The sequence below is a fragment of the Rhodococcus sp. D-6 genome (assembly GCF_040256695.1).
In the GTDB taxonomy this organism is placed as follows: Bacteria; Actinomycetota; Actinomycetes; order Mycobacteriales; family Mycobacteriaceae; genus Rhodococcus; species Rhodococcus pyridinivorans.
In genome coordinates, this window is record NZ_CP132970.1 from 3,024,610 (window position 1) to 3,048,995 (window position 24,386).

Genomic DNA, 24,386 nt, shown 5'->3' on the forward strand with positions numbered 1-24,386 from the left:
TTACTGCTCCGAATCCGGTTCCGCCGCGACCCGTTCGACGACCGGTTGCAGGTCCTCGGCGAGCAGTTCGGTCAGGTAGACCGCAGCCACGCGGTGCTCACGGTCGAGGACGACCGTCGTCGGCACGACCGAGGTCGGGTAGTTGCGGCCGAGGGCGAGCAGCGACCGCATCGGCGGGTCGTAGATCGACGGGTAGCCGATCCGCTGGTCGGTGACGAAGTCCTGGGCCTTGTCGCGCTGATTGTCGCGGACGTTGATGCCGAGGAACTGCACCCCGAGATCTTTGGTGGCCTCGTAGACCTCCTCGAGATCGTCGGCTTCGCTGCGGCACGGCGCGCACCACTGGCCCCACACGTTGAGCACGACGACCTGGCCCTCGTAGTCGTCGAGGGAGATGGTCTCGCCCTCGTTCATGAGGTCCTCGCCGGTGAGCTCACCGAGGGTGCCCCGGTCGGCCGGGGGGTCGTAGAAGATGCGGGTCTGCCCGCCGGGCGAGACGAAGTCGAACGTTCCCCCGGTGGCGACGGCGTCGTCCCCGGTGGCGCAGGAGGTGAGAAGGACGGCACCGCAGATCGCGGCGACCGTCGCCCGGAACACCTTTCTCATGCGCCGTGGACGTTCGGGTCGGAGGCGCCGGCCGGCTCGGAGTAGACCAGGTCGACGAGGGTGTCACCCTCGTAGACCAGGGAGGTCAGCGAGGCGAGGCTGCACTGGCGGCGACGCGGGTCGTGCCACAGTCGCTCGCCCTCGAGGAAGCGGCGCAGCGTCCACACCGGGAGTTGGTGGCTCACGCACACCGCTTCCCGCCCCACCGCGGCCACGCGGGCCGCGTGGACGGCGGCGAGCATGCGGTGGGCGATCTGCAGGTAGGGCTCGCCCCAGGAAGGGGTGAACGGATCGCGCAGCTTCCACCAGTGGCGCGGGCGGCTGAGCGCACCGTCGCCGACCGAGACCTTCAAGCCCTCGAAGTCGTTGGCCGCCTCGATGAGGTTCTCGTCGGTGCGGATCTGCAGTCCGTGCTTCTCCGCGATCGGGGCGGCGGTCTGCTGGGCCCGTTCGAGCGGGGACGCGACCACGTGTGCGATGTCGTGGTCGGCGAGCGACGCCGCGACCGCACGTGCCTGGGCCTCACCGGTCACCGACAGCTTGAAGCCGGACAGGCGGCCGTAGAGGATTCCGGAGGGGTTGTGGACCTCTCCGTGGCGGAGCACGTGCACGATCGTGCGGGTCTCGGACGGGGCGGCGTCGGTCACGTCGATGTTCCTCGAGGGGTGTGGGAGGGGCGGATCGGGCTGGGCAGGCAGGAGAGCGGTGCTACGGCGCGGTCGCCGCGGCGGCCGCGCGCGCGGCGTGCGGCAGCGCGTCGGCGACCCGCGAGAACGCGTCGTCGTCGAGCGCGGACGAGACGAACCACGTCTCGAAGGCACTCGGGGGTGCGTAGACGCCGCGCTCGAGCAGCGCGTGGAAGAAGGCCGGGAAGCGCCAGGTCTGCGCGGCCTTGGCCTGCTCGTAGTTCGTCACCGGCTCATCGGTGAAGAAGACGCTCAGCAGCGTGCCGGCATTCTGGACGCGGTGCGGCACCCCTTCGGCGGCGAGTGCCTCCCCCAGCAGACGCCCGAGGGTCTCGGAGTTGCGGTCCAGGTTGGCGTAGACCTCGGCGTCGGCGGCACGCAGGCTCGCGAGGCCGGCGGCCACGGCGACGGGATTACCGGACAGGGTGCCGGCCTGGTAGACCGGTCCGCTCGGGGCGAGATGGGACATGACGTCGGCGCGGCCACCGAAGGCCGCGGCGGGCAGACCTCCGCTCATGACCTTGCCGAAGGTCATCAGGTCGCCGGAGACACCGTCGATGCCGTGCCAGCCGGTCGGGCTCGCGCGGAAGCCGGTCATCACCTCGTCCATGATCAGCAGCGCGCCGTGCTCACGGGTGAGCTCGCGCAGGCCCTCGTTGAAGCCGGACACCGGCGGGACGGTGCCCATGTTGCCGGCGGCGGCCTCGGTGATGACCGCGGCGATCTCACCGGGGTTCGCCTCGAAGGCGGCGCGCACGGCGGCGAGGTCGTTGTAGGGGGCGACGATGGTGTCGCCCGCCTGGGCGCCCGTGACGCCGGGCGAGGTGGGCAGACCGAAGGTGGCGAGGCCGGAACCGGCGTCGGCGAGCAGCGCGTCGACGTGACCGTGATAACAACCCGCGAACTTCACGATCTTCGACCGTCCGGTGAATCCGCGCGCGAGACGGACGGCGCTCATCGTCGCCTCGGTGCCGGAGTTGACGAGCCGGACCTGCTCGACGGGTGCGATGCGGGCGACGATCTCCTCGGCGAGTTCGACCTCACCCTCGGTGGGGGCACCGAACGACAGACCCGCCGGCGCGGTGGATCGGACGGCCTCGACGACCGCCGGATGCGCGTGCCCGAGAATCATCGGGCCCCAAGAACACACCAGGTCGACGTAGGTTTTTCCGTCGACGTCGGTGAGCAGCGGACCCGATCCCGATGCGAAGAAAGGAGGATTGCCGCCGACCGATCCGAACGCGCGGACCGGAGAGTTGACGCCCCCCGGTGTCACCTTCGATGCCCGGTGGAAGAGTGCGGCGGATCGAGTGTCGTGGGTGGACGAAGCATCGGGGGTCGCAGTCACGACTTCCAGTGTCCGTAGTTTCGCGGGATTTGCCAAAAACAGTGGTCCTCAAACCTCATGTGTTTTTTCTCCCTTACCAGGAAAAAGGGACACCGTGAGTGACTTGTCGCACCTATCGTCTGAGGCATGCCGACGACAGCCGAACACCTGCGCATCGCACTCGACGGTGCGTGGCACGAAGCACGCGAACGCGCACGCAAGGATCTCGCGCACGAGAAGTTCGCACCGCACTACACCCCCGAGACCGACAAGGCGCGCGCCATCACGCTCGAGCAGATGCGCATCCTCGCCGAACACGGCTATGCCGCGGCGGGCTTCTCCGTCGAGTCCGGCGGCACGGGCGACGCGGGCGGCGCGGTCGCATCCATCGAGATGCTCGCGATGTCCGACCTGTCGCTGATGGTCAAGGCGGGCGTGCAGTGGGGCCTGTTCGGCGGTGCCATCGAGAACCTCGGCACCGAGCGGCACCACGAGAAGTACGTCAAGCAGCTCATCGACCTCGACGTGCTCGGCTGCTTCGCGATGACCGAGACGGGCCACGGCAGCGACGTGCAGTCGCTCGAGACCACGGCGACCTATGATCCGGACACCCAGGAGTTCGTGATCCACTCCCCCACCCCGTCGTCCCGCAAGGACTACATCGGTGGCGCGGCGCAACACGCCCGGTTCGCGGCCGTCTTCGCGCAGCTCGTCACGCAGGGTGAGACGCACGGTGTGCACTGTTTCGTCGTCCCGATCCGCGACGAGGACGGCAACGACCTGCCGGGTGTGACGACCTCCGACTGCGGTTACAAGGGCGGCCTGCCGGGTGTCGACAACGGCCGCATCGTCTTCGACCAGGTGCGCATCCCCCGGGAGAACCTGCTCAACAAGTACGCGGACGTCGAACCGGATGGCACCTACGCCTCGGACATCGACAACCCGAGCCGACGGTTCTTCACGATGCTCGGCACGCTGGTCCGCGGGCGCATCACCGTCGGCGGCTCGGCGGGTGCGGCGGCGCGGGTCGCGCTGAGCATCGCCACCCGCTACGCCGAGAAGCGTCGCCAGTTCGACGCCCCCGGGCGCGACGGCGAGGTGCCGATCATGGACTATCTCGTCCACCAGCGGCGCCTGCTCCCGCTGATCGCCCGCTCGTACGCGCTCGGCTTCGCCCAGAACGAGCTGCTCACGACGATGCACCGGCTGCAGTCGACGTCGTTGCAGGAACTCGACGCGCAGGAACAGCGCGAACTCGAGGGTCGCGCGGCCGGCCTCAAGGCCGCCAACACCTGGCACGCGTCGCGGGCGATACAGGAGTGCCGCGAGGCGTGCGGTGGTGCCGGCTACATGGCCGAGAACCGGCTGACGGCGCTGCGCGCGGACGTGGACGTGTTCACGACCTTCGAGGGCGACAACCACGTCCTGACCCAGCTGGTCGCGAAGGAACTGCTCACGGCCTACGCCGACGAGGTGCAGGGCATGAGCCCGGTGGAGTGGATGCGCTTCGCCGCGACCACCATCTCCGACATCGTCAAGAAGCGCACCGCGGCGCAGCAGATCATCCAGACGATCGTCGACACCCGCCAGGACAACGAGGAGGACGGCAGCCTCTTCGACCGCGGCACCCAGGTGACGATGTTCGAGGACCGTGAGCAGTACCTGCTGTCCACTGCGGCCCGGCGCCTGCAGGCCGCGATGAAGCGTGAGGACAACCCGTTCGACGCCTTCAACTTCGTGCAGGACCACGTTCTGCACGCCGCCCGCGCGCACATCGACCGAGTCGTGCTCGAGGCGTTCGTCGCCGCGATCGAGGACTGCAAGGACGAGACCGCCCGCGACCTGCTGTCGGAGCTGTGCGATCTCTACGCGCTGACGATCATCGACGAGGACAAGGCGTGGTTCATGGAGCACCGCCTGCTGTCGGTCGAACGCGCCAAGGCCGTCACACGCGGGATCAACGAGCGGTGCCGCAGCCTGCGTCCGCACGCGTTGACGCTCGTGGACGGGTTGGGTGTGCCCGACTACCTGCTCGGCTCGGCCATGCTCGACCGTGAGGGAGCGGTCGTCCCACCTCAGGACGTCGCAGTCTGACCGGGTTCGCCGACGAGCTCGCCGAGCCGTGCTCGCAGCTCGTCGGCGTCCTTCGCCCACGCCCGCACGAACGTTCCTCCGATGAGCCGCAGTCCGACGGGCTTGCGGCCGCGCGGCACATCCGCCAGTTCGCCGAGGCTCCGGGCGGTCTCCCAGCGTTCCGGATCGCGCCGGTCGTCCGGTGGCGGCGGCAGCACCGCCTCGATCTCGGCGACCGGCAGTTCCTCGGTGCCCTGCCGCAGGACCGTGGAGGTGAGCTCGACGCTGACGTGCCGACGAGCAGCCACGACCATCACGTAGGAAAAGCCGGCGAGCACGATCGCGATGATCGGCAGCGCGACCCAGTGCACGACGGGGCCGGTGAACAGTTCGACGACGAGGGCCACGACGCAGACCAGCGGGCCGATGGCGACCGTGCGCCAGCGCGCTCCGGGTTCGTGGAACAGCGGCCCGGCCGGGTCGGTGCCCATCGGATCAGGGGTTGCCGGATCAGGGGTCGCCGGATCGGGGGCCGTCGGGTCGGTCAAGCGGCGAACGCGCCGGGGATCACCAGCAGCACGGTGGTCACCAGTCCGAGGAGGGCGATGAGAGCGATCAACACCAATTCGCGACGGCGCCCATAGGGCCGCGGTTCCACCTGCATGACGTCCTTATTCGCTCGACGGAAAGGGCCGTGCGGCCCACATGGTGAGCCCACCGTACTCTTCGGTCGCGCCGGACGAAACCGAGTGGTACGTCTATTCTTCCGGCAGTCGCAGGAAGAAGCGGTTGGCATCCCGCCGGTGCATCAGCACGATCGCTCCGACGGTCGCGACGGCTTGCAGAATGCCCACCACACCGAGTATCCAGCCCGCGCCGCCCTCCCCGACGCCCACACCGAAGACGGTGGGCAGGGTCGACAGCGACATGAACACCCCGAGCAGGGTCAGCAGCATCCGGGCCCAGTTCTTGGCCTTCAACAGCTGCCTGACTACCAGATAGAGCAGTCCGACGATCACCAGGCCGATGCCTGCGGTCAGCGCGACCAGCAGCGGGACCGCCGACTCGAGCTGCTCCGTGGTGACGCCCTCGATGGCCTGCTCGGCGGCCATCGTGGTCATGAGGTCGAGCAGTTCCTCGCGTCGACTCAGCAGATCGGCGAGACTTGCCGCCAAACTCACGACGGCGAGAGCGAGTACCCCGCACCACAATTGGTGGGCCGTCGTGACGTCTCCGGGAACGGGACGATTCGCCGCGGGGCCGGGCCCGACAGGAGGTGCGGGGAAGCTCATGACAGACGACCCGCGACCTCGGCGGCCCAGTAGGTGAGGACGACGTCCGCACCGGCCCGCCGGATGCCGACCAGCGATTCGAGGATCGCCGCATCGCGATCGATCCAGCCCTTCTGCGCGGCCGCGGTGATCATCGAGTACTCCCCCGAGATCTGGTAGGCGGCCACCGGGACGGGCGAGCGGTCGGCCACCTCGCGCAGCACGTCGAGGTACGACATCGCCGGCTTGACCATCACCATGTCGGCGCCCTCGGCGAGGTCGAGGTCCACCTCGTGCAGCGACTCGCGACGGTTCGCCGGATCCTGCTGGTAGGTGCGGCGATCTCCCTCGAGGGACGAGCCGACGGCGTCGCGGAAGGGACCGTAGAACGCCGAGGCGTATTTCGCGGAGTAGGCGAGCTGACCGACCTCGGTGTGCCCGGCCTCGTCCAGCGCGGACCGGATGAAACCGATCTGGCCGTCCATCATGCCGCTCGGGCCGAGCAGGTGCGCCCCGGCCTCGGCCTGCGCGACGGCCATCTCGGCGTAACGCTCGAGGGTCGCGTCGTTGTCGACGACGCCGGTGTCGGTGAGCACACCGCAGTGGCCGTGATCGGTGAACTCGTCGAGGCAGGTGTCGGCCATGATCACCGTGGAGTCGCCGAGTTCGCTGCGCAGCGACCGCAGCGCGCGGTTGAGCACACCGCCGGGATCGCTCGCCGCGGAACCACGGGCGTCCTTGTCCTCGGGGCTGGGCACACCGAAGAGCATCAGGCCGCCGACACCGGCGGACACGGCCGCGGCCGCGGCCTTGCGCAGCGAATCGGCGGTGTGCTGGTACACCCCGGGCATCGACGCGATCTCGCGCGGCTCGTCGAGGCCGTCGGCCACGAACATCGGGAGCACGAGGTGGCGGGGTTCGAGGGAGGTTTCTGCCACGAGCCGTCGGATGGCGGGTGTGCTGCGCAGCCGGCGGGGACGGATGTCGGGAAACATGGGGAGAACACCTTCCATACGGGTCGTGCGCGGCCCCGGTAGTGGCGACTACCGGGACCGCGCACGGATCATCGGATCACCAGAGATCAGCGGCGGGCGCGGGACTTCTTCCGCGGCGGAGGCAGTGCGCCTTCCGCGCGGAGCCGGGCCGCGTGCTCGGCGAGCGCGTCGACCAGGGGCCCGATCTGCGCGGTCTCGGGCTGCACGTCCACCCGCAGGCCGAACTCGATCGCCGTCTCGGCCGTCTTCGGGCCGATACACGCGACGATCGTGCGGGCGTGCGGCTTGCCGGCGATACCCACGAGATTGCGGACCGTCGACGACGAGGTGAAGCACACCGCGTCGAAACCACCGGTCTTGATCATCTCGCGGGTCGCGGCCGGCGGCGGAGCGGCACGCACGGTGCGGTAGGCGGTGACGTCGTCGATCTCCCAGCCGCGCTCGCGCAGACCCTCGGCGAGGGTCTCGGTGGCGATGTCGGCGCGCGGCAGCAGCACCCGGTTGACCGGATCGAAGACGTCGTCGTACGGGGCGAACTCGGCCAGCAGGCCGAGGCTGGACTGTTCGCCGCTGGGCACGAGCTCGGGGATGATGCCGACCGAGCGCACCTTCGCAGCGGTGGCCTCACCGACGCACGCGATCTTGACGCCGGAGAACGCGCGCGCGTCGAGACCGAACGCCTCGAACTTCTCCCACACCGCACGCACCGCGTTGGTGGAAGTGAACACCACCCACTGGTAGCGACCGTCGACCAGGCCCTTGACCGCGCGTTCCATCTGCGCGGGACTGCGCGGCGGCTCGACCGCGATGGTCGGCACCTCCATCGGGATCGCGCCGTGCGTGACGAGCCGCTCGCTCATCTCGCCGGCCTGATCCTTGGTGCGGGGCACGAGCACGGTCCAGCCGTACAGGGCGCGCGACTCCCACCACGACATCTTGTTGCGGTGCGAGACGACCTTGCCGACGGTGACGACGAGCGGTCCGACGAGCTCGGAACCCGCGTCGTTCAGGGTCGCGAGGGTGGCCTCGACGGTGCGCTGCTGACGGGTGGTGCCGCGCACCGTGATCGCGGCGGGGGTCTGCGGCGCCAGGCCGTGTTCGACCAGCGCGCTGGCGGTCTCGGCGAGGTGGCCGGAGGTCGCATGGAGGACGAGGGGGCCGGGGGCGGCGGCGAGCGCGGCCCAGTCGACCTCTCCGCGCACGTCGACCTCGGTGTGGCACGAGCCGAGCGCCATACCGGCGTAGCTCGGCACGGACGATCCGGCGGGCAGGCCCGGCAGGACTTCGAAGACCACCTGGGTGCGGGCGACCGCGTTGACCTCGGCGATCACCGAGTCGGTGGTGAGCGGGTCGCCCGCGACGAGGCGCACCACGTCGCGACCGGCCTTCGCCTCGGCGACGAGCGTCTTGGCGACCTCGGCGGGCTCGCCGAGCGCGGGACGGACCTCGGCGACGGGCTCACCGGTCTCCGGGTCGGTGCCGTGGTCGACACCGACGAGGGCCACGACACCCTTGTCGACATCGGGGTCGGTGAAGGCGATCGTGGCGCCCGCCAGCACGTCACGCGCGCGCACGGTGAGCAGCGCAGGATCGCCCGGGCCCGATCCCACGAACAGGATGCGCCCGGGGTTGTGCTTACGGACTCGGCTCATCGGTCATTCTCCAGTGCGGTCAAATCAGCGGTAAGGGCAAATCGGGTGACGGTGACGGCTGTGTCAATCATCGGCAGGTCTCGTCTCGGGGAGGACCCCGTGCTCGACCATGAGCTCGCGCGCACCGAGGTCGAGCAGTTCGCGGGCGACACGGCGACCGAGTTCCTCGGCCTTCTCCGGCGCCCCCACCGCGCTCGCTCGCAGCACATCCGATCCGTCCATGGCGGCGGCGCATCCGCGCACCGACAGTTCCTCGATCACCCGGCCGTCGTCGTCGAGCGATTCGACGACCTCGGCGATCGCCCCCACCGGTGCGGTGCATCCGGCTTCGAGTTCGGCGAGCAGCGAGCGCTCCGCAACGACTGCGGCGCGGCTCGGCGCATGGTCGAGTCCGGCGAGCAGCTCGATCATCTCGGGATCGTCCGACCGGCACTCCACGGCGAGCGCACCCTGCGACGGCGCGGGCAGCATCTGCACCGGTTCGAGGGACTCGGTGACCCGGTCCAGGCGTCCGATCCGCGACAGTCCGGCACGCGCGATGACGATCGCGTCGAGTTCGCCGGAGTCGACCTTGCCGATGCGGGTGTCGATGTTGCCGCGCAGCGGTTCGATCTGCAGTCCCAGGCCGAGCGCAGCGAGTTGTGCCCGCCGGCGCGGCGCCGAGGTACCGACCTTGGAGCCGGGCGGCAGCTCGCCGAGGACGAGTCCGTCACGGGCGACGAGCGCGTCGCGCGGGTCCTCCCGCTCGGGGACGGCCGCGACGACGAGGCGCGGATCCTGGAAGGTCGGCAGGTCCTTGTAGGAGTGCACGGCGACGTCGACCTCACCTGCGAGCAGCGCCTCGCGCAGCTCGGCGGTGAACACGCCGACGCCGATGCGCTGCACCGGGCCGGGCGTCACATCGCCCTTGGTGGTGATGATGACGAGCTCTGCCGGGCGACCGGCGGCAATCAGTGCGTCGCGCACGGTACCGGCCTGGGTCGTGGCGAGCACGCTGCCGCGGGTACCGATCCGCAGGGGACGATCCTGCCGAGCAACATCGTCGCGGGAAACCGATGCGGCTTCGGTGCTCATGCGGTGCCGTCCTTTCGTGAGGCCTGGAGTTCGGTGGTGACAGCGGGGTCGAGTGCGGCGGACAGATCCCCCGAGAGGGTGGGATCGGTCAGCGAGTTCAGATCTTTGGTGGGTGTCGCGACCGCCTCGACCGAGCCCGGGCGCAGCTCGAACAGCTCGCGCAGGGCCTCGGCGTACTGGTCGCCTCCCGGCGTCGACGCGAGCTGCTTGACGCGCACCGTCGGTGCGTGGAGGAGCTTGTCGACGACCCGGCGCACGGTGCGGGCGACCTCGCCGCGCTGGCCGTCGTCGAGATCGGGCAGTCGCGATTCGAGGCGCATCAGTTCGCCCTCGACCACTTCGGCGGCGCGCTGACGCAGTGCCGTCACGGTGGGGGTGACCTCGGCGAGTCGCTGCGCGGTGAGGTACTGCGACAGCTCGGCGGCGACGATCGTGCGGGCGGCCTCCGCGTCGGTCGCGGCGGCGCCGGCCGACGGGTCGCGCTGCAGCGACTCCATGTCGAAGACCTGCACACCGGGAAGACCGGCCACGGCGGTGTCGACGTCGCGCGGCAGACCGAGATCGCAGATCGCGAGGGGGCGTTCGCCGCGGCCGGGCTGCGCGAGTGCGCGGTGCGCGTCGGCGAGCGTGACGACGGCGCCCACGGCTCCGGTGCAGGTGACGGCGACGTCGGCGCGGCTCAGTGCGGTCGCGAGATCGTCGAATCCGACGACCTCGGCGTCGACACCGGCGGCCTGTGCGGTCTCGGCGAGTCGCTCGGCACGGTCGCGGGTGCGGTTGGCGACGACGATCGAGCCGACCTCGGCCCGGACGAGATGCGCGACGGCGAGACCACCCATGGCGCCGGCACCGATCACCGCGGCGGTGCGGCCCTTCAGGGCGCCTCCGAGGAAGTTCGAGGCCTTGTCGAGCGCGACCGACACGACGGATGCACCGGCGGCGTCGATGCCGGTCTCCGAGTGCACCCGCTTGCCGACGCGCAGCGCCTGCTGGGCGAGTTCGTGCAGGGTGCGGCCGGCGGCCTGCTGAGCGTCGGCGGCGGCGTAGGCGGTGCGGATCTGGCCGAGGATCTGCTGCTCCCCCACGACCATCGAGTCGAGCCCGCTGGCGACGGAGAACAGGTGTTCGGCAGCGGCCTCGCTGTAGCGGACGTAGGCGTGCTTGTGCAGTTCGGTGACGGGCAGACCCGAGTGCTCGGCGAGCAGTTCGCTGACCGCGGCGAGCGCGCCGTGGAAGGCGTCGACCACCGCGTAGATCTCCACCCGGTTGCAGGTGGAGACGATCATCGCTTCGGAGATCTTGTCCGACGCCAGCATCTTGTCGGTGAGCTTGGGGCGGTCGGTGTCCGTGACCGCCACCTTCTCGAGCACCGGGACCGGTGCGCTCCTATGCGATATCCCGACGAGGAGAACACTCACGGTGCGATCACCGATCCGTTTCTGGTCGCGGCCGAGCCCATCGGACCCGCCTTTCCTGTTGTGGTACGCCGAGCAGAGCTTCGGGTGGACACCCGCGGTATGCCGGCGGGGCGTACGTCGCCGGCAGCAGGACGAACGTCAGCGGTCGCGGCCCGGGGGGTCTCCCCGTTGCGGGTGCTGTTGAAGGACAGGACCTGCATCTCGACGGACAGATCGACGCGTCGGATCTCGACGTGGTCGGGGACATCGAGTTCGACGGGAGCGAAGCTCAGGATGCTGCGCACTCCTGCGAGCACGAGCCGATCGCACACCTGCTGTGCTGCCTCGTCGGGGGTGGCGACGACACCGATGGTCGCGCCGAGTTCATGGGCTCCGTTCTCGAGATCGTCGACGTGACGCACGACGAGATCGCCCACACGTGTGCCCACCACGTCGGGATCGGAATCGAAGAGTCCGGCCATCGTGAAACCGCGGCGGTCGAAGCCCGGATACCGGGCGAGGGCGCGGCCGAGGCTGCCAACTCCGACGAGCACGACGCGATGGCCCCGGTCGAGTCCGAGAGCTGCTTCGATGCGGGACTGGAGGCGCAGGACGTCGTAGCCGACGCCGCGCACTCCGTTGGGTCCGAGGAAGGACAGATCCTTGCGCAGTTTGGCCGAACCGACCCCGGCGGCGGCCGCGAGTTCCTCACTGGAGACGATGAGAGTGCCCGCTTCGGCGAACGCACCGAGGACCCGGAGGTAGGTCGCGAGACGCGTCACAGTAGCCTGTGGGATATCGCGGACCGGAGGAGTGGGAGTGGCACCCTCGCCGGACTCGGCGGTGCCGCGAGCGTCCTCGCCCTGCGGTGGGTGCAACTGCGTCACGGTACGTGGCTCCTCGTCCGGCCGGTGGATACACACCTGGCCTCACGGTGATCCGGGAATTCGTTCACACCACGGTAACCGCTTGTGAAGCCATGCACAAAGTTGCTCGAAGCACCCCGAATGTGCTTCCCACCTGCTGTACGACGAGGACCTGCCGACTCACCGAGCGAGATCTGCGCGCAGTCGCGGCTCGTCGACCTCCCAGTAGCTGTGCTCGCGTCCGTCGAGCAGAACGACGGGCAGACGGTCCCCGAATTCGGCCCTCAGATCGGGATCGGTTGCGGCAGCGACATCCACGTCGATGCAGGTGACCTCGACGCCGAGTTCCTCCGCGAGCGCCTCGAGCTGCTCGCGCGCAGGACCGCACGCACCGCACCCGGCGCGCACGAGAAGGGTCAGGTGATGACGGCTCGCGGAGCCGCTCGTTGCCGATGACGATTGCTCACTCATGCCTCCACTGTGCGGCACGACCTGTCGAGATGAACGTCACACCCCGTCACGGGGGCGACGGCCTCCCGGTGAGGGGCGGTGTCGCGGGCTAGGCTTGGCGCGGGTCGCCCGTGCATGCGGTCGCCATATGTGCGGCGCCCGGAAGTGCAGGGGTCACACGGGGCCCGCCCGTTTCGACAGCCCCGCCCGTTACGACACCGGAGGTGCGAGTGCCAGGACGTTCGTTTCCCTACGGATGGGGCATGGGTGAGACGTGGGCGAGCATCATCCGTCCCGGACGTCGGCTCTTCTCTCGCAAATTCGGACCCAGCGAGGAAGAGGTCCGCGCCAATCTCGCAGGTGAGGCGAGCGCCGATGCCGCCCTCGCGTTGCAGGAATCCCGCGTCGAACCCGAGCCCTCCCCCGATACCGCTCCCGTCCCGCGCGATCTGACCGCGGCGGCGTTCTTCGACGTCGACAACACGATGGTGCAGGGCGCGTCGATCATCCACTTCGCCCGCGGCCTCGTCGCCCGGAACTACTTCGACAAGTCCGACCTGTTCGAGTTCGCCTGGCAGCAGGTCAAGTTCCGCCTGACGGGCAAGGAGAACATGAACGACGTCGCGTCCGGTCGCGACAAGGCGCTGTCGTTCGTGCAGGGCCGCTCCACGGAGGAACTGCGCCGGCTCGGCGAGGAGATCTACGACGACATCATCGCCGACAAGATCTGGCCGGGCACCCGCGCGCTCGCGCAGATGCACCTGGACGCGGGCCAGCAGGTGTGGCTCGTGACCGCGACGCCGGTCGAACTGGCCGACGTCATCGCCGAACGCCTCGGCCTGACCGGTGCGCTCGGCACCGTCGCCGAGTCGAAGGACGGCGTCTTCACGGGCCGTCTCGTCGGCGACATCCTGCACGGTCTCGGCAAGGCGCACGCGGTGCGGGCCCTCGCGATCCGTGAGGGTCTGAATCTCAAGCGCTGCACGGCTTATTCGGACAGCCACAACGACGTGCCGATGCTCTCGGTGGTCGGCACGGCCGTCGCGATCAATCCCGATCCGGATCTACGGCAGGTCGCTCGCACACGCGGGTGGGAGATCCGCGACTTCCGGACGGCGCGCAAGGCCGCGAGGGTCGGGGTGCCGACGGCGCTCGGTCTCGGTGCCGCGGGTGGTGCTGTCGCGGTCCTCGTGGGTCGCCGCCGCGATCGAGCGGCCTGACAGTACAGCCGCGACCGAGCGGCTTGATTTTCGAGGTGCTCAGCCGAGGAAGACGTTCCGCCGGCGCGTGAGCAGTTTGTAGAGGGTCTGCTGGATCGTCTCGCGCACGTGGTCGGTGACCTCGAACAACACCATCGGATCCTCCGCCGAGGCCTCGTCGTACACGTCGGTGACGATGGGTGTGCCGAACTCGATGTACCACTTCGACGGCAGCGGCACGATCCCGAGCGGGCCGAGCGCCGGGAACAGCGGGGTGATCGGGAAGTAGGGCAGGCCGAGCAGGCGCGCGAGCGAGGTGAGGTCGGCGATGTTCGGGTAGATCTCCTCGGAGCCGACTATCGAGCACGGCACGATGGGCGCCTGGGTGCGCAGGGCCGCCGACACGAAACCGCCGCGGCCGAACCGCTGCAGTTTGTAACGCTCCTTGAACGGCTTGCCGAGTCCCTTGTACCCCTCGGGGAAGACCGCGACCACCTGGTCCTGCCGGAGGAGTCGTTCGGCGTCGGGATGGCACGCGAGGGTGTGGCCGGCCTTGCGCGTCACCGTCCCCACCACGGGCATACCGAAGGCGAGATCGGCGGCGAGCATCCGCAGGTGACGATCCGCGTGGTCGTGCACGGCGACGGAGGTCATCAGTGCGTCGACGGGGAGCGTGCCGGCGTGGTTGGCGACGACGAGTGCGCTGCCCTCGGCGGGGATGTTCTCGACGCCGCGGACCTCGACGCGGAACCACTTGTCGAACAGGGGTCGCAGCACCGGCAGGACGACGTTCTCGGTGAAGTGCGGGTCGAAGCCGAAGTCGTCGACTTCGTAGTCGCCGGTCATCCGGCGGCGCACGAACTCGGCGGTGGCGGTGACCTGTTGTGCGAGCGTGCCGCGCAGGTCGTCGAGGAATCGATCGGTGCGGTTCACCTGCTCGGGGGTGGGCGGTGGCCCCATCGACGGATGGGGTGTGCGTGTGACCCGTTCGCCGGGACGGCGGTTGCCGGCGTGCAACGGGATGACCTTCGCGACCTCCGTCATCGCGTCTCCCTCGTCTCTCCGAGCACGGAGAGCGCCATCGACTCGGCCTTGTCCACCCATTCGGTCTTCACGATGCGGGTGAGGGCGAGGCCCCGGGCGAAATCGTCGAGCGCTTCTCTCGTGGTCCAGCGTGGTTCGAATCCGAACGCGTTGCGCATGCGCGTGGTGTCGAGTCCGCATCCGAAATGGAAATAGTCGAGTTCTTCTTTGGTGAAGGAGTTCATCACGGAACCCATGAGTGCGTGCCCGACCGTGCGGAACAGCGCGTAGGGCATCGGCACGGTGACGCCACCGGCCCGGCGCACGGCCTGGGTCATCGTGACGATCCCCTCACCGGCGATGTTGTACGTCCCTGACGGTCCGGCGACGACCGCGTGTTCGAGCGCACCGAGTGCGTCCTCCTCGTGCAGCAACTGTAGTCGCGCGTCGCGGCCGAGCACGTTGGGGACGAGCGGGGAGGTGAGATAGCTCGACACCGAGCCGGGCAGCCGGTTCCCGACGGTGGGTGCGAACCGGAGGATGGTGGTCGCGATGTCGCTGCGCCGCCGGGCGACGCCGCGCAGATATCCCTCGACCTCTATCATGTCGCGGGCGAAGGCGCCCGTGGGCCGGCGGCGGGCGCTCATCTCCTCGGTGAACTTCGCGGGGTCCTTGGCACTCGATCCGTAGAGGACGGACGACGAGCGCAGCACGATCCTGCGCACCGAGGGTGCTTTCTGGCACACCGCGAACAGCTGCATCGCGCCGAGGACGTTCATGTCCTTCATCGCCGTGCGGCTCCCGGACTTCGGGGCCTTCGTGACGGCGGACGCGTGGACGACGGTGTCGACGTCCATGTTGCGGATGATCTTGCCGATGAGTGGGTTGCGGATGTCGGCGAGCACGAACTCGGCCCGCCCCATGCGCCGGAGCATGTCCTTCGACGGCGACTGGGTGTCGACGCCGATCACCCGCTCGATGTCGGGATTCTGGGCGAGCCTGGTGACGAGGAAACCACCCAGGAACCGACTTGCTCCGGTGACCAGCACGACTCGTGGACGTGCCACTTCGTGCCCCTGCGAAACCACTCGTGAAACCCCCTGCTGCACCGCACGCGTCATCGGTCACATTCGCCCCGACGCGGTATGCCGTCCCACAATACGGCCACTTCGCCGCCATCGCACGACTCGTGGGTGAACTTTCGTGTACCGGGATGCACAGACGAACGATGCCCGCCACCATGGAAGGTGACGGGCATCGGATAGGCGCAGGGCTTACTTGCCGAGTTTACGACGCTGCACTCGGGTGCGGCGGAGCAGCTTGCGGTGCTTCTTCTTCGACATGCGCTTACGGCGCTTCTTGATCACAGATCCCATGTGGGCATCCCTCACGTTCCTTGTAGCGTTCCTGCGCACGCCGGTGACGTACGCCTGATGTATGTCGACGCTGGGCCTCGTGGCGACGAGTAACAGCGCCTCACGACACCGGCTGGCCGGTACGACGACAAGCAATCCTACCGGGGCGGCCCACCCGGCGTGAAACCGAGGTCCGTCCCGGAACGCGACTTCCCTCGCGCACCGGATCCGTTCGTCGTACCGTCGTCCCCGACGATGCGCCGATCGTCCCTGTCCGACCTCTATCCGACGTCGAAGTACGACGTCTCGAGGTAGTCGTGGACGGCCTTCGCATGCACGCGGAACGAGCGTCCCACACGCACTGCGGGTAGTTCGCCACTGTGCACCAGCCTGTACACGGTCATCTTCGACACCCGCATGAGAGCTGCCACTTCGGCAACCGTCAGGAACTGGGTACCGGCGAGAACCGACTGTCCGTCTTGAGGTTGACCCTTCGACGGCGTGTTTCCTGAAACCATTACACACCTCCGGCACGCCCGCGCCGCCGGCTTCCCCTCCGGCGGAACAGACACGCACGTGCTGATTCGAGCTTAGCGTGACGAATGGTTCCTGTGCGACGATGCAGCTGGGGAATTTCCGGCGGGCGGCTGTTCGTCGCCACGCTACGCCCTACGGTGACGTCTGTCAGCGTTCCGCAGTGACACCTGTCAGTGCCTCGGGTGGATGCCCTGTCAGGCCGTCCCGGAGAGCCCCTCGCGGGCCGCAGGCGACGGCTGATCCGATGCCGCCCCGAGTTGCGCGGAACGGCGCTTCGCAGCGTCGAGCGCCTCGTAGAAGGCCGTACGCAGGCCTCCACGCTCGAGTTCGCGGATCGCGGCCGCCGTGGTGCCACCCGGCGAGGTGACCGCGGCGCGCAGGTCGGCAGCGTTGTCCCCCGAGCGCGTGAGCATCGCGGCCGAGCCGGTCATCGTCTGCACCACCAGATCGGTGGCCACCGCCCGCGTCAGGCCGAGCGAGACACCGGCGTCGATCATCGCCTCCGCGACGAGAAAGAAATATGCGGGCCCGGATCCGGAAACCGCGGTGACCGCGTCGATCTGCGCCTCCGGGACCACCGAGACCGTTCCCACGCTCGCGAGGATCTCGCGGACCGTGTCGAGATGCTGCTGCTTGACGTACCGACCGGCGGACAGCACGCTCGCGCCCTCCCCGACGAGCATCGGGGTGTTCGGCATCACGCGCACGACGGGGAAGCCGGCCGGGAGCTTGGTCTCGTAGCGGACCGTCGGGATGCCCGCGGCAAGCGACACCAGGATCTGCTCGTCGTCGTTCCCGGCGTCGACCGCCGCGAGGGCGGTGACGACGACGTCCACGTCGTTGGGCTTGACGGCCACGACCACCACGTCGGCGCCTTCCGCGGCGTCGGAGGTGCTGTCGGTGACCCGGATCGAGTAGGCCCGGGACAGTTCCTCACGCCGCTCCTCGAACTTCTCGGCGACCACGAGATCCTTGGTCGCGAAGCCGTTCTTCAGCAGACCCGAGATCAGCGCCTCGCCGATCCTGCCGCCACCGATCACTGCGATTCTCGTCATGGGGACAGCCTGCCACGACCGTCCGTGCGGCCTACACCACGGTCACCGCCTGTCGGGACCTACCGCGTTCGGGCGTATCAGCGCGGCATCATGGCCAGCTGACGCGATTGCACGACCACCCGGCCGGTCGAGTCGACGACGGTGTGGTCCTCCTCGAACCAGGTGCTGCCGAGCACGCTGCTCTCGGCGATGACCCGCAGCCATCCCGGAGCCGGGACCCGCCGCAGATAGGCGGTGAGTTGCACCGTCGGCGCCCAGCCGAAACGGCCGAGGTTCATCGCGACGGGAGCCGACACGTCGCCGCACATGAGCGCGAACAGCACCGAGGTGTCGACGTCGGCCTCGTCGCCCGGCGACGGCCGCGTCCACATCGACACGAGCGGTTCGCCCTGCTGCCCGTCGAGGAAACGCGCGGTGGCGGAGTCGATCCGGAGGTGGGAGGTGGCGGCGAACTTCACGATCTGCCCCATGGGGTGCTCGGGGGTGACGAGCACCGACTCGGCCGGCGGGTCGGCGGGCATGGTGGTCGCGCGGTGCGGCACCGTGTGGAAGGGCTCCTCGGTATCCGGCGTGCCGAGGGTGACACTCGCCCGCACCGCCACACGCCCGGCCTGGGACAGTTCGACGTCCACAAGGGCGATCTGCTTGCCCTGCTTGCGTAGGACGGTGGTGAGTTCGACGTCGCCGGGGTCGGGCGCGGCGACGAACGAGGCACTCACGGCGAGGGGCTGGGTGAGCGGGTCGACGCCGGCGTCGAGCACCGACCTGCGCGCCGCGGACGCGCAGACCGCGAGCATGCATCCGCCGTGCACCTTGGGCCCGATGGTCCACACCGGATCGATGTGCGCCTGCCAGGCCGCCGTGCCATCCGGGTGCTCTCCCGGCACCCGGGTGACCGAGGTCAGGTCGAGGAAGGGCTGGTCGGTGAGGGTCACTGCTGCTCCTGGTCGTCGTTCGGGGCCGGATCGGCGCCGGTCGTGGGGGGTCCACCGGACCCGAACATGCGGGCGGCGAGATGCTGGTGGGCCAACCGGCGCATGGCCGTGAGGACCGGTTCGTACAGGGCGGTCCCGAGCACGGCCGCTTCCACGGTGGCTTCCCGGGAGTGCGTCGGCAGCAGTTCGAGGTCGAGTTCGGCGATGGCGCGGACGTGACGGCCGTAGGCGTCGATCCGGCGGTCGTCCATCCGCAGGCCGGCGGCTTCAAGTGCCGCGAGCGCGTGTTCGAGTTGCGCCACGGCCGCGAACCGTGGGTCGTAGATCTGGCCGAGGCGTTCGAGCAGGTGGCGGGCGCGGGGATAGCCGGGACCGGCCGAGTCCTCGACGTAGGGTGGCAGCGCGGCGATGGCGTGGCCGAGTTCGACGAAGAGGTCGTCGCGGGGATTGTCGACGAGATCCACGACGGTCTTGATCTTCTCGAGGGGCAGACCCTGCGCGGCGAGTGACCGGACCAGACCCATGCGCCGCACGTGCCGGTCGTCGTAGGTCGCCGAGGTGACGCTCGTCGCCACGCCCGGCATGAGCAGCCCCTCGCGCAGGTAGTACTTCACCGTCGGCAGCGGTATGCCGCAACGCTCGGCGAGTTCCGAGATACGCACCGATCACCTCCGCTCCTCGACACCGGATACTACAACTATCCAGTATTGGATAGTTGTAGTATCCGGTCACGGAGTACCGGCCGAGGAGGCCCTCATGCATCCGCTCGTGACCATCGTTCTCGGGAGCACCGTGCTCACCGTCGCAGGCATCGCCTTCGGAGGCACCTTCCTGCTACGCGTCGCCGCGGGCGGCGTACCCACCAACGACCTGCAGAAGACGTTCTTCCGTGCCGGTCACGCCCACGCTGGAGTACTCGTCACCCTCGGGCTGCTCATCGCCGTTCTCACGCACGTCGTGGGCGCATCACCCGGTTGGTCGGCGGCCGGCGCCATCGCCGTGCTCGTCGCCGCGATCCTGATCCCGGCAGGCTTCTTCCTGTCGGTGCTCGGGCCCGATCCGACGCGGCCCGGCCGGATGTTCGCGGCGGTCCGGCTCGGCGCCGTCTCCCTCACCGCGGGCGTGCTGATCTCAGGCGTCGCCGTGCTCGCCGCCGGAATCGCTGCCCTCTGAGGCGGGGACGCGCGCGATGTCCGTGTGCCGGGGACTCTCGGGGCCGGCGGTGATCGCGCGCGTCGCCGAGCGATCCAGGTGCGTGCGCGCGAAGGCCAGCGAACGCGCCAGCATCCCGGCGCGCTCCGCACGCGTCCGTGCGCTCTGGGTGCTGATCTCGAGCACCACGTGCCCGCCGAAGTCGCTCGCGGCGAGCCGGCGGCACACGTCCGCACACGGCTGCGTGCCCGTTCCCGGGACGAGGTGTTCGTCGAGCGAGGAGCCCCGGCCGTCGGCGAGATGGAGGTGGGCGAGCCCCTCCCCCATCCGATCCGCGAGCGCGAGGGCGTCGGCCCCCGCAGTCGCGGTGTGCGACAGGTCGAGCGTGTAGTGCGCGAAACCGGTGTCGGTGGGGTCGAGCGACGGGCTGTAGGCCGAGACCGCGCGGCCGGGACCGCGCCGGCGCAGACGTTCGGCGCCGCGATCACGACCGCCGAAGACGACGTCGGCCCTCATCGGGTACATGTTCTCGACCGCGAGCACCACGTGGCTGTCGGCCTCGAGCGCCGCGACCTGGTCGGAGAATCCCTCCGCATAGCGACGCTGCCACCGGAAGGGCGGATGGACCACGACGGTCTCCGCACCGAGGATCTCGGCGACACGCACCGAACGGTCGAGCTTGGCGGCGGGATCGGATCCCCACACGCGCTGCGAGATCAGCAGACAGGGCACGTGCACGGCGAGCACCGGCACGCCGTACTCGCGGACCAGACGCTCCACCGAGGTGGGGTCCTGGCTCACCGGTTCGGCCCACACCATCAGCTCGACCCCGTCGAAACCGAGATCGGCCGCGAAGCGGAACGCCGCTTCGGTGTTCTCCGGGTAGACCGAAGCGGAGGACAGCCCTACCCGGATTCCCTGCGCGGTCGGCATCGGCTCACCCGGGCAGCAGGAACAACAGCGGCCCGAAGGCCACGAATGCTCCCACCGCGAGCGCGATGAGCTGACTCGTGATGTCGTCGGTGCGCCGCAGGACACGCACCAGCGCGACCAGGCCCACGATCACCAGCAGCGCGAGCGCGAAGGCGACCCACGGCATGAGGTCCCACAACCGCTCGAAGCCCTTGAAGAGCAATCCGCCCGCGACGATCGCGGCGACGCTCTCGCCGATCAGCAACGCCCATTGCTTGAGGCCACTGCCCTGCTCCGCGTCGGTGGACTCGTCGTCCGCACTCTTCCGTGCCGAGTCGTCGGCGGCGTCGGACGTCGACTTCCCACCCTTGCCGCGGGACTTCCGCGACCGCGACGATGCCACTCCCTCCGAAGCGTCGGGCGCGGCACCCGCAGCACCGATGGTGTCGGTCGAGTCGTCGGCGTCGGCACCGGTGCCCTGCAGGTCGCTGGCGGGGCCGGACAGTAGTCGCGGTTCGGCGACGTCGGCCTTGCGCACCGACACCGCCGGGGCGCTCGCCTTCTCGGACTTCTTGTCCGCCTTCTTGTCGGCGACCGCTGCTCCTTCACCGGACTGCGAGCCGGGCGCTGCCGCTCCGAGATGCGCCCGCGCGCGCCGGGGAAGCGCCTCGGGACGGATGACCTCGGTCGGCGACTCGATCTTGGGCGGCGCCGCCTTGGACGCTGCCTTCGTCGATGCGGCCGTCTTCGACACCGTGTCCGTCTTCGACACCGTGTCCGTCTTCGACACTGCATCCGCGGCTGCAGGCACCTTCGCCGCCGGGCCGGACGGCGCCTTCGCAGTGGGTGGTGTTTTCGCGGCAGGCGGCGTCTTCGTGACGGCAGGCGTGCTCGTTCCGGTCTTCACCGGCGGCGTCTTCGTCTCGACGGCAACCCGCGGGGTCACGGTGGTCTTCTCGATGTCGGACAGCGCGAAGGTCGCCGCCTTCGGCGTCTCTAGCTTCGGGGTCTCGACCTTGCGTGGCGCCGGGACGGCCTTCGGCGGGGTATCCGCCTCGACAGCAGCCGTCGAGGACGACGAATCCGCCTGCCCGGCAGCGCTTTCCGCATCGGTCGGGGTGTGCCGCTCGACCTTGCTGTCTGCGCGGGTGATCGGGATCTCGCCCGTCAGTTCGGCGACGGAGATGCCGCCGCTCGCACCTCGTCGGCGTCGTCCCCCGGCCCGTGTTCCCACCTTCTGGCCGTTACGCGCCAACAGCTCGGCCACGGAGATCTGCCCCGTGTCGTTGCTGCGATTCTCGCTCATCCGGTTGCCACCACCAGTTCGCCACCCATATCCGTATCGAGCTTCCGAAGAATCAGGCCTTCGCGCAACGCCCACGGGCAGATCTGCAGCGTCTCCACTCCGAGGGCACGCATGCTCGCCTCCGCGACGAGGGCGCCGGCGACGAGTTGCTCGGACCGGTCCGAGCTGACGCCTTCGAGTTCTGCGCGGTCGGCCGTGGTCATCCGGGAGATGAAGGCGATGAGCTGGCGCAGTCCGCTGGCCGTCAGGGTCCGTTGTACCCGCAGGCCGGCGGACGAGGGGGCCGCGCCGGTCAGGCGGGCGAGGGTCCGGAAGGTCTTGGAGGTGCCCACACACAGGTCGGGGTCGCCCGCGTTGCGTATGGCCTTCGCCGGCTCGGCGAGTTCGGCGTCGAGCCAGTCGCGCAGCGCCGAGATCCGGCGCTTGCCGGGCGGGTCCTCACGGAACCAGTCGCGGGTGAGCCGTCCCGCACCGAGCTGGAGCGAGTAGGCGATCTCGGGGTCCTCGTCGCCACCGAAGGTGAGCTCGAGCGAACCACCGCCGATGTCGAGGTCGAGGATGTTTCCGGCGCTCCAGCCGTACCAGCGGCGCACCGCGAGGAAGGTCAGCCGCGCCTCGTCCTCGCCGGAGAGCACGTCCAGCGACACCCCGGCCTCCCGGCGCACCCGCTCGAGGACGGCCTCGGAGTTGCCGGCGTCGCGCACCGCGGACGTCGCGAACGCCATGAGCTCGCCGCATCCCGAGGTGCGGGCGATGCTGGCGAATTCGGCGGCGGTCTCGACGAGCTGATCGGCGCCGTTGGAGGTGATGTCGCCGTTGTCGTCCATGTTCTCGGACAGCCGCAGCGTCGCCTTCGTCGAACTCATCGGCGTGGGGTGCCCACCACGATGGGCGTCCACCACCAACAGGTGAACGGTGTTGCTTCCGACGTCGAGTACCCCTAAGCGCACATCAATACGGTACTGGGTCTACCGTCGGAACCTGTGACAGCAGGTATGTCCCATGCCCCACACAAACTCGACCCGGCCCCGGAAGTCCCTCTCGACTTTCCTCGGGAATGGGTGGAGTTCACCGACCCCGACAACGACGAACACGTCATCGCCGCAGACATGACATGGCTGCTCTCGCGGTGGACCTGCGTGTTCGGCACTCCGGCGTGCCAGGGCATCATCGCCGAGCGACCCGACGACGGGTGCTGCTCGCACGGTGCGTTCCTGTCCGACGACGACGATCGCCAGAAGCTGGCGAAGGCAGTGAAACACCTCACGCCGGCCGATTGGCAGTTCATGGACAAGGGCCTGGGCAAGAAGGGCTACCTCGAAGAGGACGAGATCGACGACGAGCCCGCCCTGCGCACCCGCCGCTACAAGGGTGCGTGCATCTTCCTGAACCGTCCCGGATTCGAGGGCGGCCAGGGCTGTGCCCTCCACACCATGGCGTTGCGACGCGGCATCGAACCGCTCGAGATGAAGCCGGACGTGTGCTGGCAGCTCCCGATCCGCCGCACCCAGGACTGGGTCGAGCGTCCCGACGGCACCGAGATCCTGCGCACGGTCATCACCGAGTACGACCGACGCGGCTGGGGTGAGGGTGGACACGACCTCGACTGGTACTGCTCGGGCTCTCCCGACGCGCACGTCGGCGAGCGTCCGGTCTGGCAGTCGTACGCCCCCGAGCTCACCGAACTCCTCGGTGCGGCGGCCTACGACGAGCTCGCGCGCCTGTGCCGGCGACGCCAGGGACTGGGTCTGATCGCGATCCATCCCGCGACGTCGGCAGCACAGGCGGGCTCCGATGCCGGCTCCGATCAGGCCTCGAGCTTGTAACCCAGACCGCGCACCGTCACGAGGTGACGCGGCTTGGCCGGATCCTCCTCGATCTTCGAGCGCAGACGCTTGACGTGGACGTCGAGGGTCTTGGTGTCGCCGACGTAGTCGGCGCCCCACACCCGGTCGATGAGCTGTCCGCGGGTGAGCACCCGCCCGGAGTTCCGCAGGAGATATTCGAGCAGGTCGAATTCCTTGAGCGGCATGGCAACCGGCTCACCGTTGACGTGCACGACGTGACGGTCGACGTCCATCCGCACGGGTCCGGCCTCGAGCAGTCCGTCGTCCGCCGCTACCTCGCTCTCGGTGTCGGCCCCGCGCCGCAGGACCGCACGGATCCGGGCGATGAGTTCACGCGCCGAGTACGGCTTGGTGACGTAGTCGTCGGCGCCGAGTTCGAGCCCGACGACCTTGTCGATCTCACTGTCGCGAGCGGTGACCATGATGACCGGCACACCCGAGCGGGTCCGCAACTGCTTGCACACGTCGGTGCCGCTCATCCCGGGGAGCATCAGGTCGAGCAGGACGATGTCGGCGCCCTCCCGGTCGAACTCGGCGAGGGCCGAGGGGCCGTCGCCGGCGATGGTCGTCTCGAACCCCTCCTTCCGCAGCAGGAAGGCGAGCGGATCCGCCAACGATTCCTCGTCCTCGACGATCAGCACACGCGTCACGAGCTGGTCCTCCGTCTG

General features: G+C 69.3%; 26 protein-coding genes. 4 read left to right on the plus strand and 22 right to left on the minus strand.

Features of this window, described 5'->3' with window-relative positions:
• From RBB84_RS14050 to hemL, 3 genes are all read right to left on the minus strand, one after another.
• The gene (locus tag RBB84_RS14050) at window positions 1-606 is read right to left on the minus strand and encodes a TlpA disulfide reductase family protein (protein WP_006552330.1); all 606 of its coding nucleotides are present in this window, start codon (window positions 604-606) and stop codon (window positions 1-3) included.
• A complete protein-coding gene (locus RBB84_RS14055) occupies window positions 603-1,253 on the minus strand; it encodes a histidine phosphatase family protein (protein ID WP_006552331.1) in 651 nt (216 codons plus the stop codon). Before RBB84_RS14055 ends, RBB84_RS14050 begins: the two co-directional genes overlap by 4 nt.
• Before the next feature lie 61 nt (window positions 1,254-1,314).
• A complete protein-coding gene (gene hemL, locus RBB84_RS14060; RefSeq protein WP_019291206.1) occupies window positions 1,315-2,640 on the minus strand; it encodes a glutamate-1-semialdehyde 2,1-aminomutase in 1,326 nt (441 codons plus the stop codon).
• Between the two features lie 126 nt (window positions 2,641-2,766).
• Between hemL and RBB84_RS14065 the strand changes: the two genes are divergently transcribed.
• Window positions 2,767-4,713, plus strand: a complete 1,947-nt coding sequence (locus RBB84_RS14065) for an acyl-CoA dehydrogenase (protein ID WP_019291205.1) — start codon at window positions 2,767-2,769, stop codon at window positions 4,711-4,713.
• Here the strand turns inward: RBB84_RS14065 and RBB84_RS14070 are convergent.
• The 8 genes from RBB84_RS14070 to RBB84_RS14105 all read right to left on the minus strand — a co-directional run bounded on the left by RBB84_RS14070 (window position 4,695) and on the right by RBB84_RS14105 (window position 12,418).
• The gene (locus RBB84_RS14070) at window positions 4,695-5,183 is read right to left on the minus strand and encodes a hypothetical protein (RefSeq protein ID WP_006552334.1); all 489 of its coding nucleotides are present in this window, start codon (window positions 5,181-5,183) and stop codon (window positions 4,695-4,697) included. The genes RBB84_RS14065 and RBB84_RS14070 overlap by 19 nt on opposite strands.
• A 267-nt stretch (window positions 5,184-5,450) precedes the next feature.
• Window positions 5,451-5,984 carry a hypothetical protein gene (locus RBB84_RS14075; protein WP_024101717.1) on the minus strand — a complete coding sequence of 178 codons (534 nt, stop codon included), beginning with the start codon at window positions 5,982-5,984 and terminating at the stop codon, window positions 5,451-5,453.
• A complete protein-coding gene (gene hemB / locus RBB84_RS14080) occupies window positions 5,981-6,958 on the minus strand; it encodes a porphobilinogen synthase (RefSeq protein ID WP_006552336.1) in 978 nt (325 codons plus the stop codon). Before hemB ends, RBB84_RS14075 begins: the two co-directional genes overlap by 4 nt.
• An 86-nt stretch (window positions 6,959-7,044) precedes the next feature.
• Window positions 7,045-8,610: a bifunctional uroporphyrinogen-III C-methyltransferase/uroporphyrinogen-III synthase gene (locus RBB84_RS14085; protein WP_033096113.1), complete on the minus strand. Its 1,566-nt coding sequence runs from the start codon at window positions 8,608-8,610 to the stop codon at window positions 7,045-7,047.
• Between the two features lie 63 nt (window positions 8,611-8,673).
• Window positions 8,674-9,684 (minus strand): hydroxymethylbilane synthase, encoded by a 1,011-nt coding sequence (hemC, locus tag RBB84_RS14090; RefSeq protein WP_006552338.1) that lies wholly within the window; start codon window positions 9,682-9,684, stop codon window positions 8,674-8,676.
• Window positions 9,681-11,102, minus strand: a complete 1,422-nt coding sequence (locus RBB84_RS14095) for a glutamyl-tRNA reductase (protein WP_024101721.1) — start codon at window positions 11,100-11,102, stop codon at window positions 9,681-9,683. The genes hemC and RBB84_RS14095 overlap by 4 nt, the downstream gene beginning before the upstream one ends.
• Complete coding sequence (locus RBB84_RS14100; RefSeq protein WP_019291201.1) at window positions 11,099-11,968, minus strand: redox-sensing transcriptional repressor Rex; 870 nt, start codon at window positions 11,966-11,968, stop codon at window positions 11,099-11,101. The genes RBB84_RS14095 and RBB84_RS14100 overlap by 4 nt, the downstream gene beginning before the upstream one ends.
• A gap of 159 nt (window positions 11,969-12,127) precedes the next feature.
• On the minus strand, window positions 12,128-12,418 hold the full coding sequence (locus RBB84_RS14105; RefSeq protein ID WP_006552340.1) for a glutaredoxin family protein: 291 nt from the start codon (window positions 12,416-12,418) through the stop codon (window positions 12,128-12,130).
• Between the two features lie 242 nt (window positions 12,419-12,660).
• On the opposite strand from RBB84_RS14105, the gene RBB84_RS14110 reads away from it, so the two are divergent.
• On the plus strand, window positions 12,661-13,617 hold the full coding sequence (locus RBB84_RS14110) for an HAD-IB family hydrolase (protein ID WP_019291200.1): 957 nt from the start codon (window positions 12,661-12,663) through the stop codon (window positions 13,615-13,617).
• Window positions 13,618-13,656: 39 nt separating this feature from the next.
• Here the strand turns inward: RBB84_RS14110 and RBB84_RS14115 are convergent, their stop codons facing one another.
• The 7 genes from RBB84_RS14115 to RBB84_RS14145 form a co-directional block, all read right to left on the minus strand.
• On the minus strand, window positions 13,657-14,640 hold the full coding sequence (locus tag RBB84_RS14115; RefSeq protein WP_006552343.1) for a lysophospholipid acyltransferase family protein: 984 nt from the start codon (window positions 14,638-14,640) through the stop codon (window positions 13,657-13,659).
• On the minus strand, window positions 14,637-15,668 hold the full coding sequence (locus tag RBB84_RS14120) for an NAD-dependent epimerase/dehydratase family protein (RefSeq protein WP_033096115.1): 1,032 nt from the start codon (window positions 15,666-15,668) through the stop codon (window positions 14,637-14,639). The genes RBB84_RS14115 and RBB84_RS14120 overlap by 4 nt, the downstream gene beginning before the upstream one ends.
• Before the next feature lie 225 nt (window positions 15,669-15,893).
• Window positions 15,894-15,995: an AURKAIP1/COX24 domain-containing protein gene (locus tag RBB84_RS14125; RefSeq protein WP_003402602.1), complete on the minus strand. Its 102-nt coding sequence runs from the start codon at window positions 15,993-15,995 to the stop codon at window positions 15,894-15,896.
• 260 nt (window positions 15,996-16,255) lie between these two features.
• Window positions 16,256-16,492: a helix-turn-helix domain-containing protein gene (locus tag RBB84_RS14130; RefSeq protein WP_006552345.1), complete on the minus strand. Its 237-nt coding sequence runs from the start codon at window positions 16,490-16,492 to the stop codon at window positions 16,256-16,258.
• A gap of 213 nt (window positions 16,493-16,705) precedes the next feature.
• Complete coding sequence (proC, locus tag RBB84_RS14135; protein WP_024101725.1) at window positions 16,706-17,566, minus strand: pyrroline-5-carboxylate reductase; 861 nt, start codon at window positions 17,564-17,566, stop codon at window positions 16,706-16,708.
• Between the two features lie 77 nt (window positions 17,567-17,643).
• Entirely contained in the window at window positions 17,644-18,501 is an 858-nt protein-coding gene (locus RBB84_RS14140) for a thioesterase family protein (RefSeq protein WP_033096116.1), read from the minus strand.
• Entirely contained in the window at window positions 18,498-19,163 is a 666-nt protein-coding gene (locus tag RBB84_RS14145) for a MerR family transcriptional regulator (RefSeq protein ID WP_019291197.1), read from the minus strand. Before RBB84_RS14145 ends, RBB84_RS14140 begins: the two co-directional genes overlap by 4 nt.
• Before the next feature lie 94 nt (window positions 19,164-19,257).
• On the opposite strand from RBB84_RS14145, the gene RBB84_RS14150 reads away from it, so the two are divergent.
• Window positions 19,258-19,674 carry a hypothetical protein gene (locus tag RBB84_RS14150; RefSeq protein ID WP_019291196.1) on the plus strand — a complete coding sequence of 139 codons (417 nt, stop codon included), beginning with the start codon at window positions 19,258-19,260 and terminating at the stop codon, window positions 19,672-19,674.
• Here RBB84_RS14150 and RBB84_RS14155 read toward each other — a convergent pair.
• Genes RBB84_RS14155 through RBB84_RS14165 form a run of 3 tightly spaced genes read right to left on the minus strand, consistent with a single transcriptional unit; the run spans window position 19,633 to window position 22,821 of the window.
• On the minus strand, window positions 19,633-20,586 hold the full coding sequence (locus tag RBB84_RS14155; RefSeq protein ID WP_033096117.1) for a sugar phosphate isomerase/epimerase: 954 nt from the start codon (window positions 20,584-20,586) through the stop codon (window positions 19,633-19,635). The genes RBB84_RS14150 and RBB84_RS14155 overlap by 42 nt on opposite strands.
• Window positions 20,587-20,590: 4 nt before the next feature.
• Window positions 20,591-21,871 (minus strand): hypothetical protein, encoded by a 1,281-nt coding sequence (locus RBB84_RS14160; RefSeq protein ID WP_033096118.1) that lies wholly within the window; start codon window positions 21,869-21,871, stop codon window positions 20,591-20,593.
• The gene (locus RBB84_RS14165; RefSeq protein WP_082920950.1) at window positions 21,868-22,821 is read right to left on the minus strand and encodes a Ppx/GppA phosphatase family protein; all 954 of its coding nucleotides are present in this window, start codon (window positions 22,819-22,821) and stop codon (window positions 21,868-21,870) included. Before RBB84_RS14165 ends, RBB84_RS14160 begins: the two co-directional genes overlap by 4 nt.
• Window positions 22,822-22,866: 45 nt before the next feature.
• On the opposite strand from RBB84_RS14165, the gene RBB84_RS14170 reads away from it, so the two are divergent.
• Window positions 22,867-23,697, plus strand: a complete 831-nt coding sequence (locus RBB84_RS14170) for a hypothetical protein (RefSeq protein ID WP_024101732.1) — start codon at window positions 22,867-22,869, stop codon at window positions 23,695-23,697.
• Here the strand turns inward: RBB84_RS14170 and RBB84_RS14175 are convergent.
• Window positions 23,679-24,368 carry a response regulator transcription factor gene (locus RBB84_RS14175; RefSeq protein WP_006552355.1) on the minus strand — a complete coding sequence of 230 codons (690 nt, stop codon included), beginning with the start codon at window positions 24,366-24,368 and terminating at the stop codon, window positions 23,679-23,681. The two genes, RBB84_RS14170 and RBB84_RS14175, sit on opposite strands and share 19 nt — an antisense overlap.
• Between the last annotated feature and the right edge of the window lie 18 nt (window positions 24,369-24,386).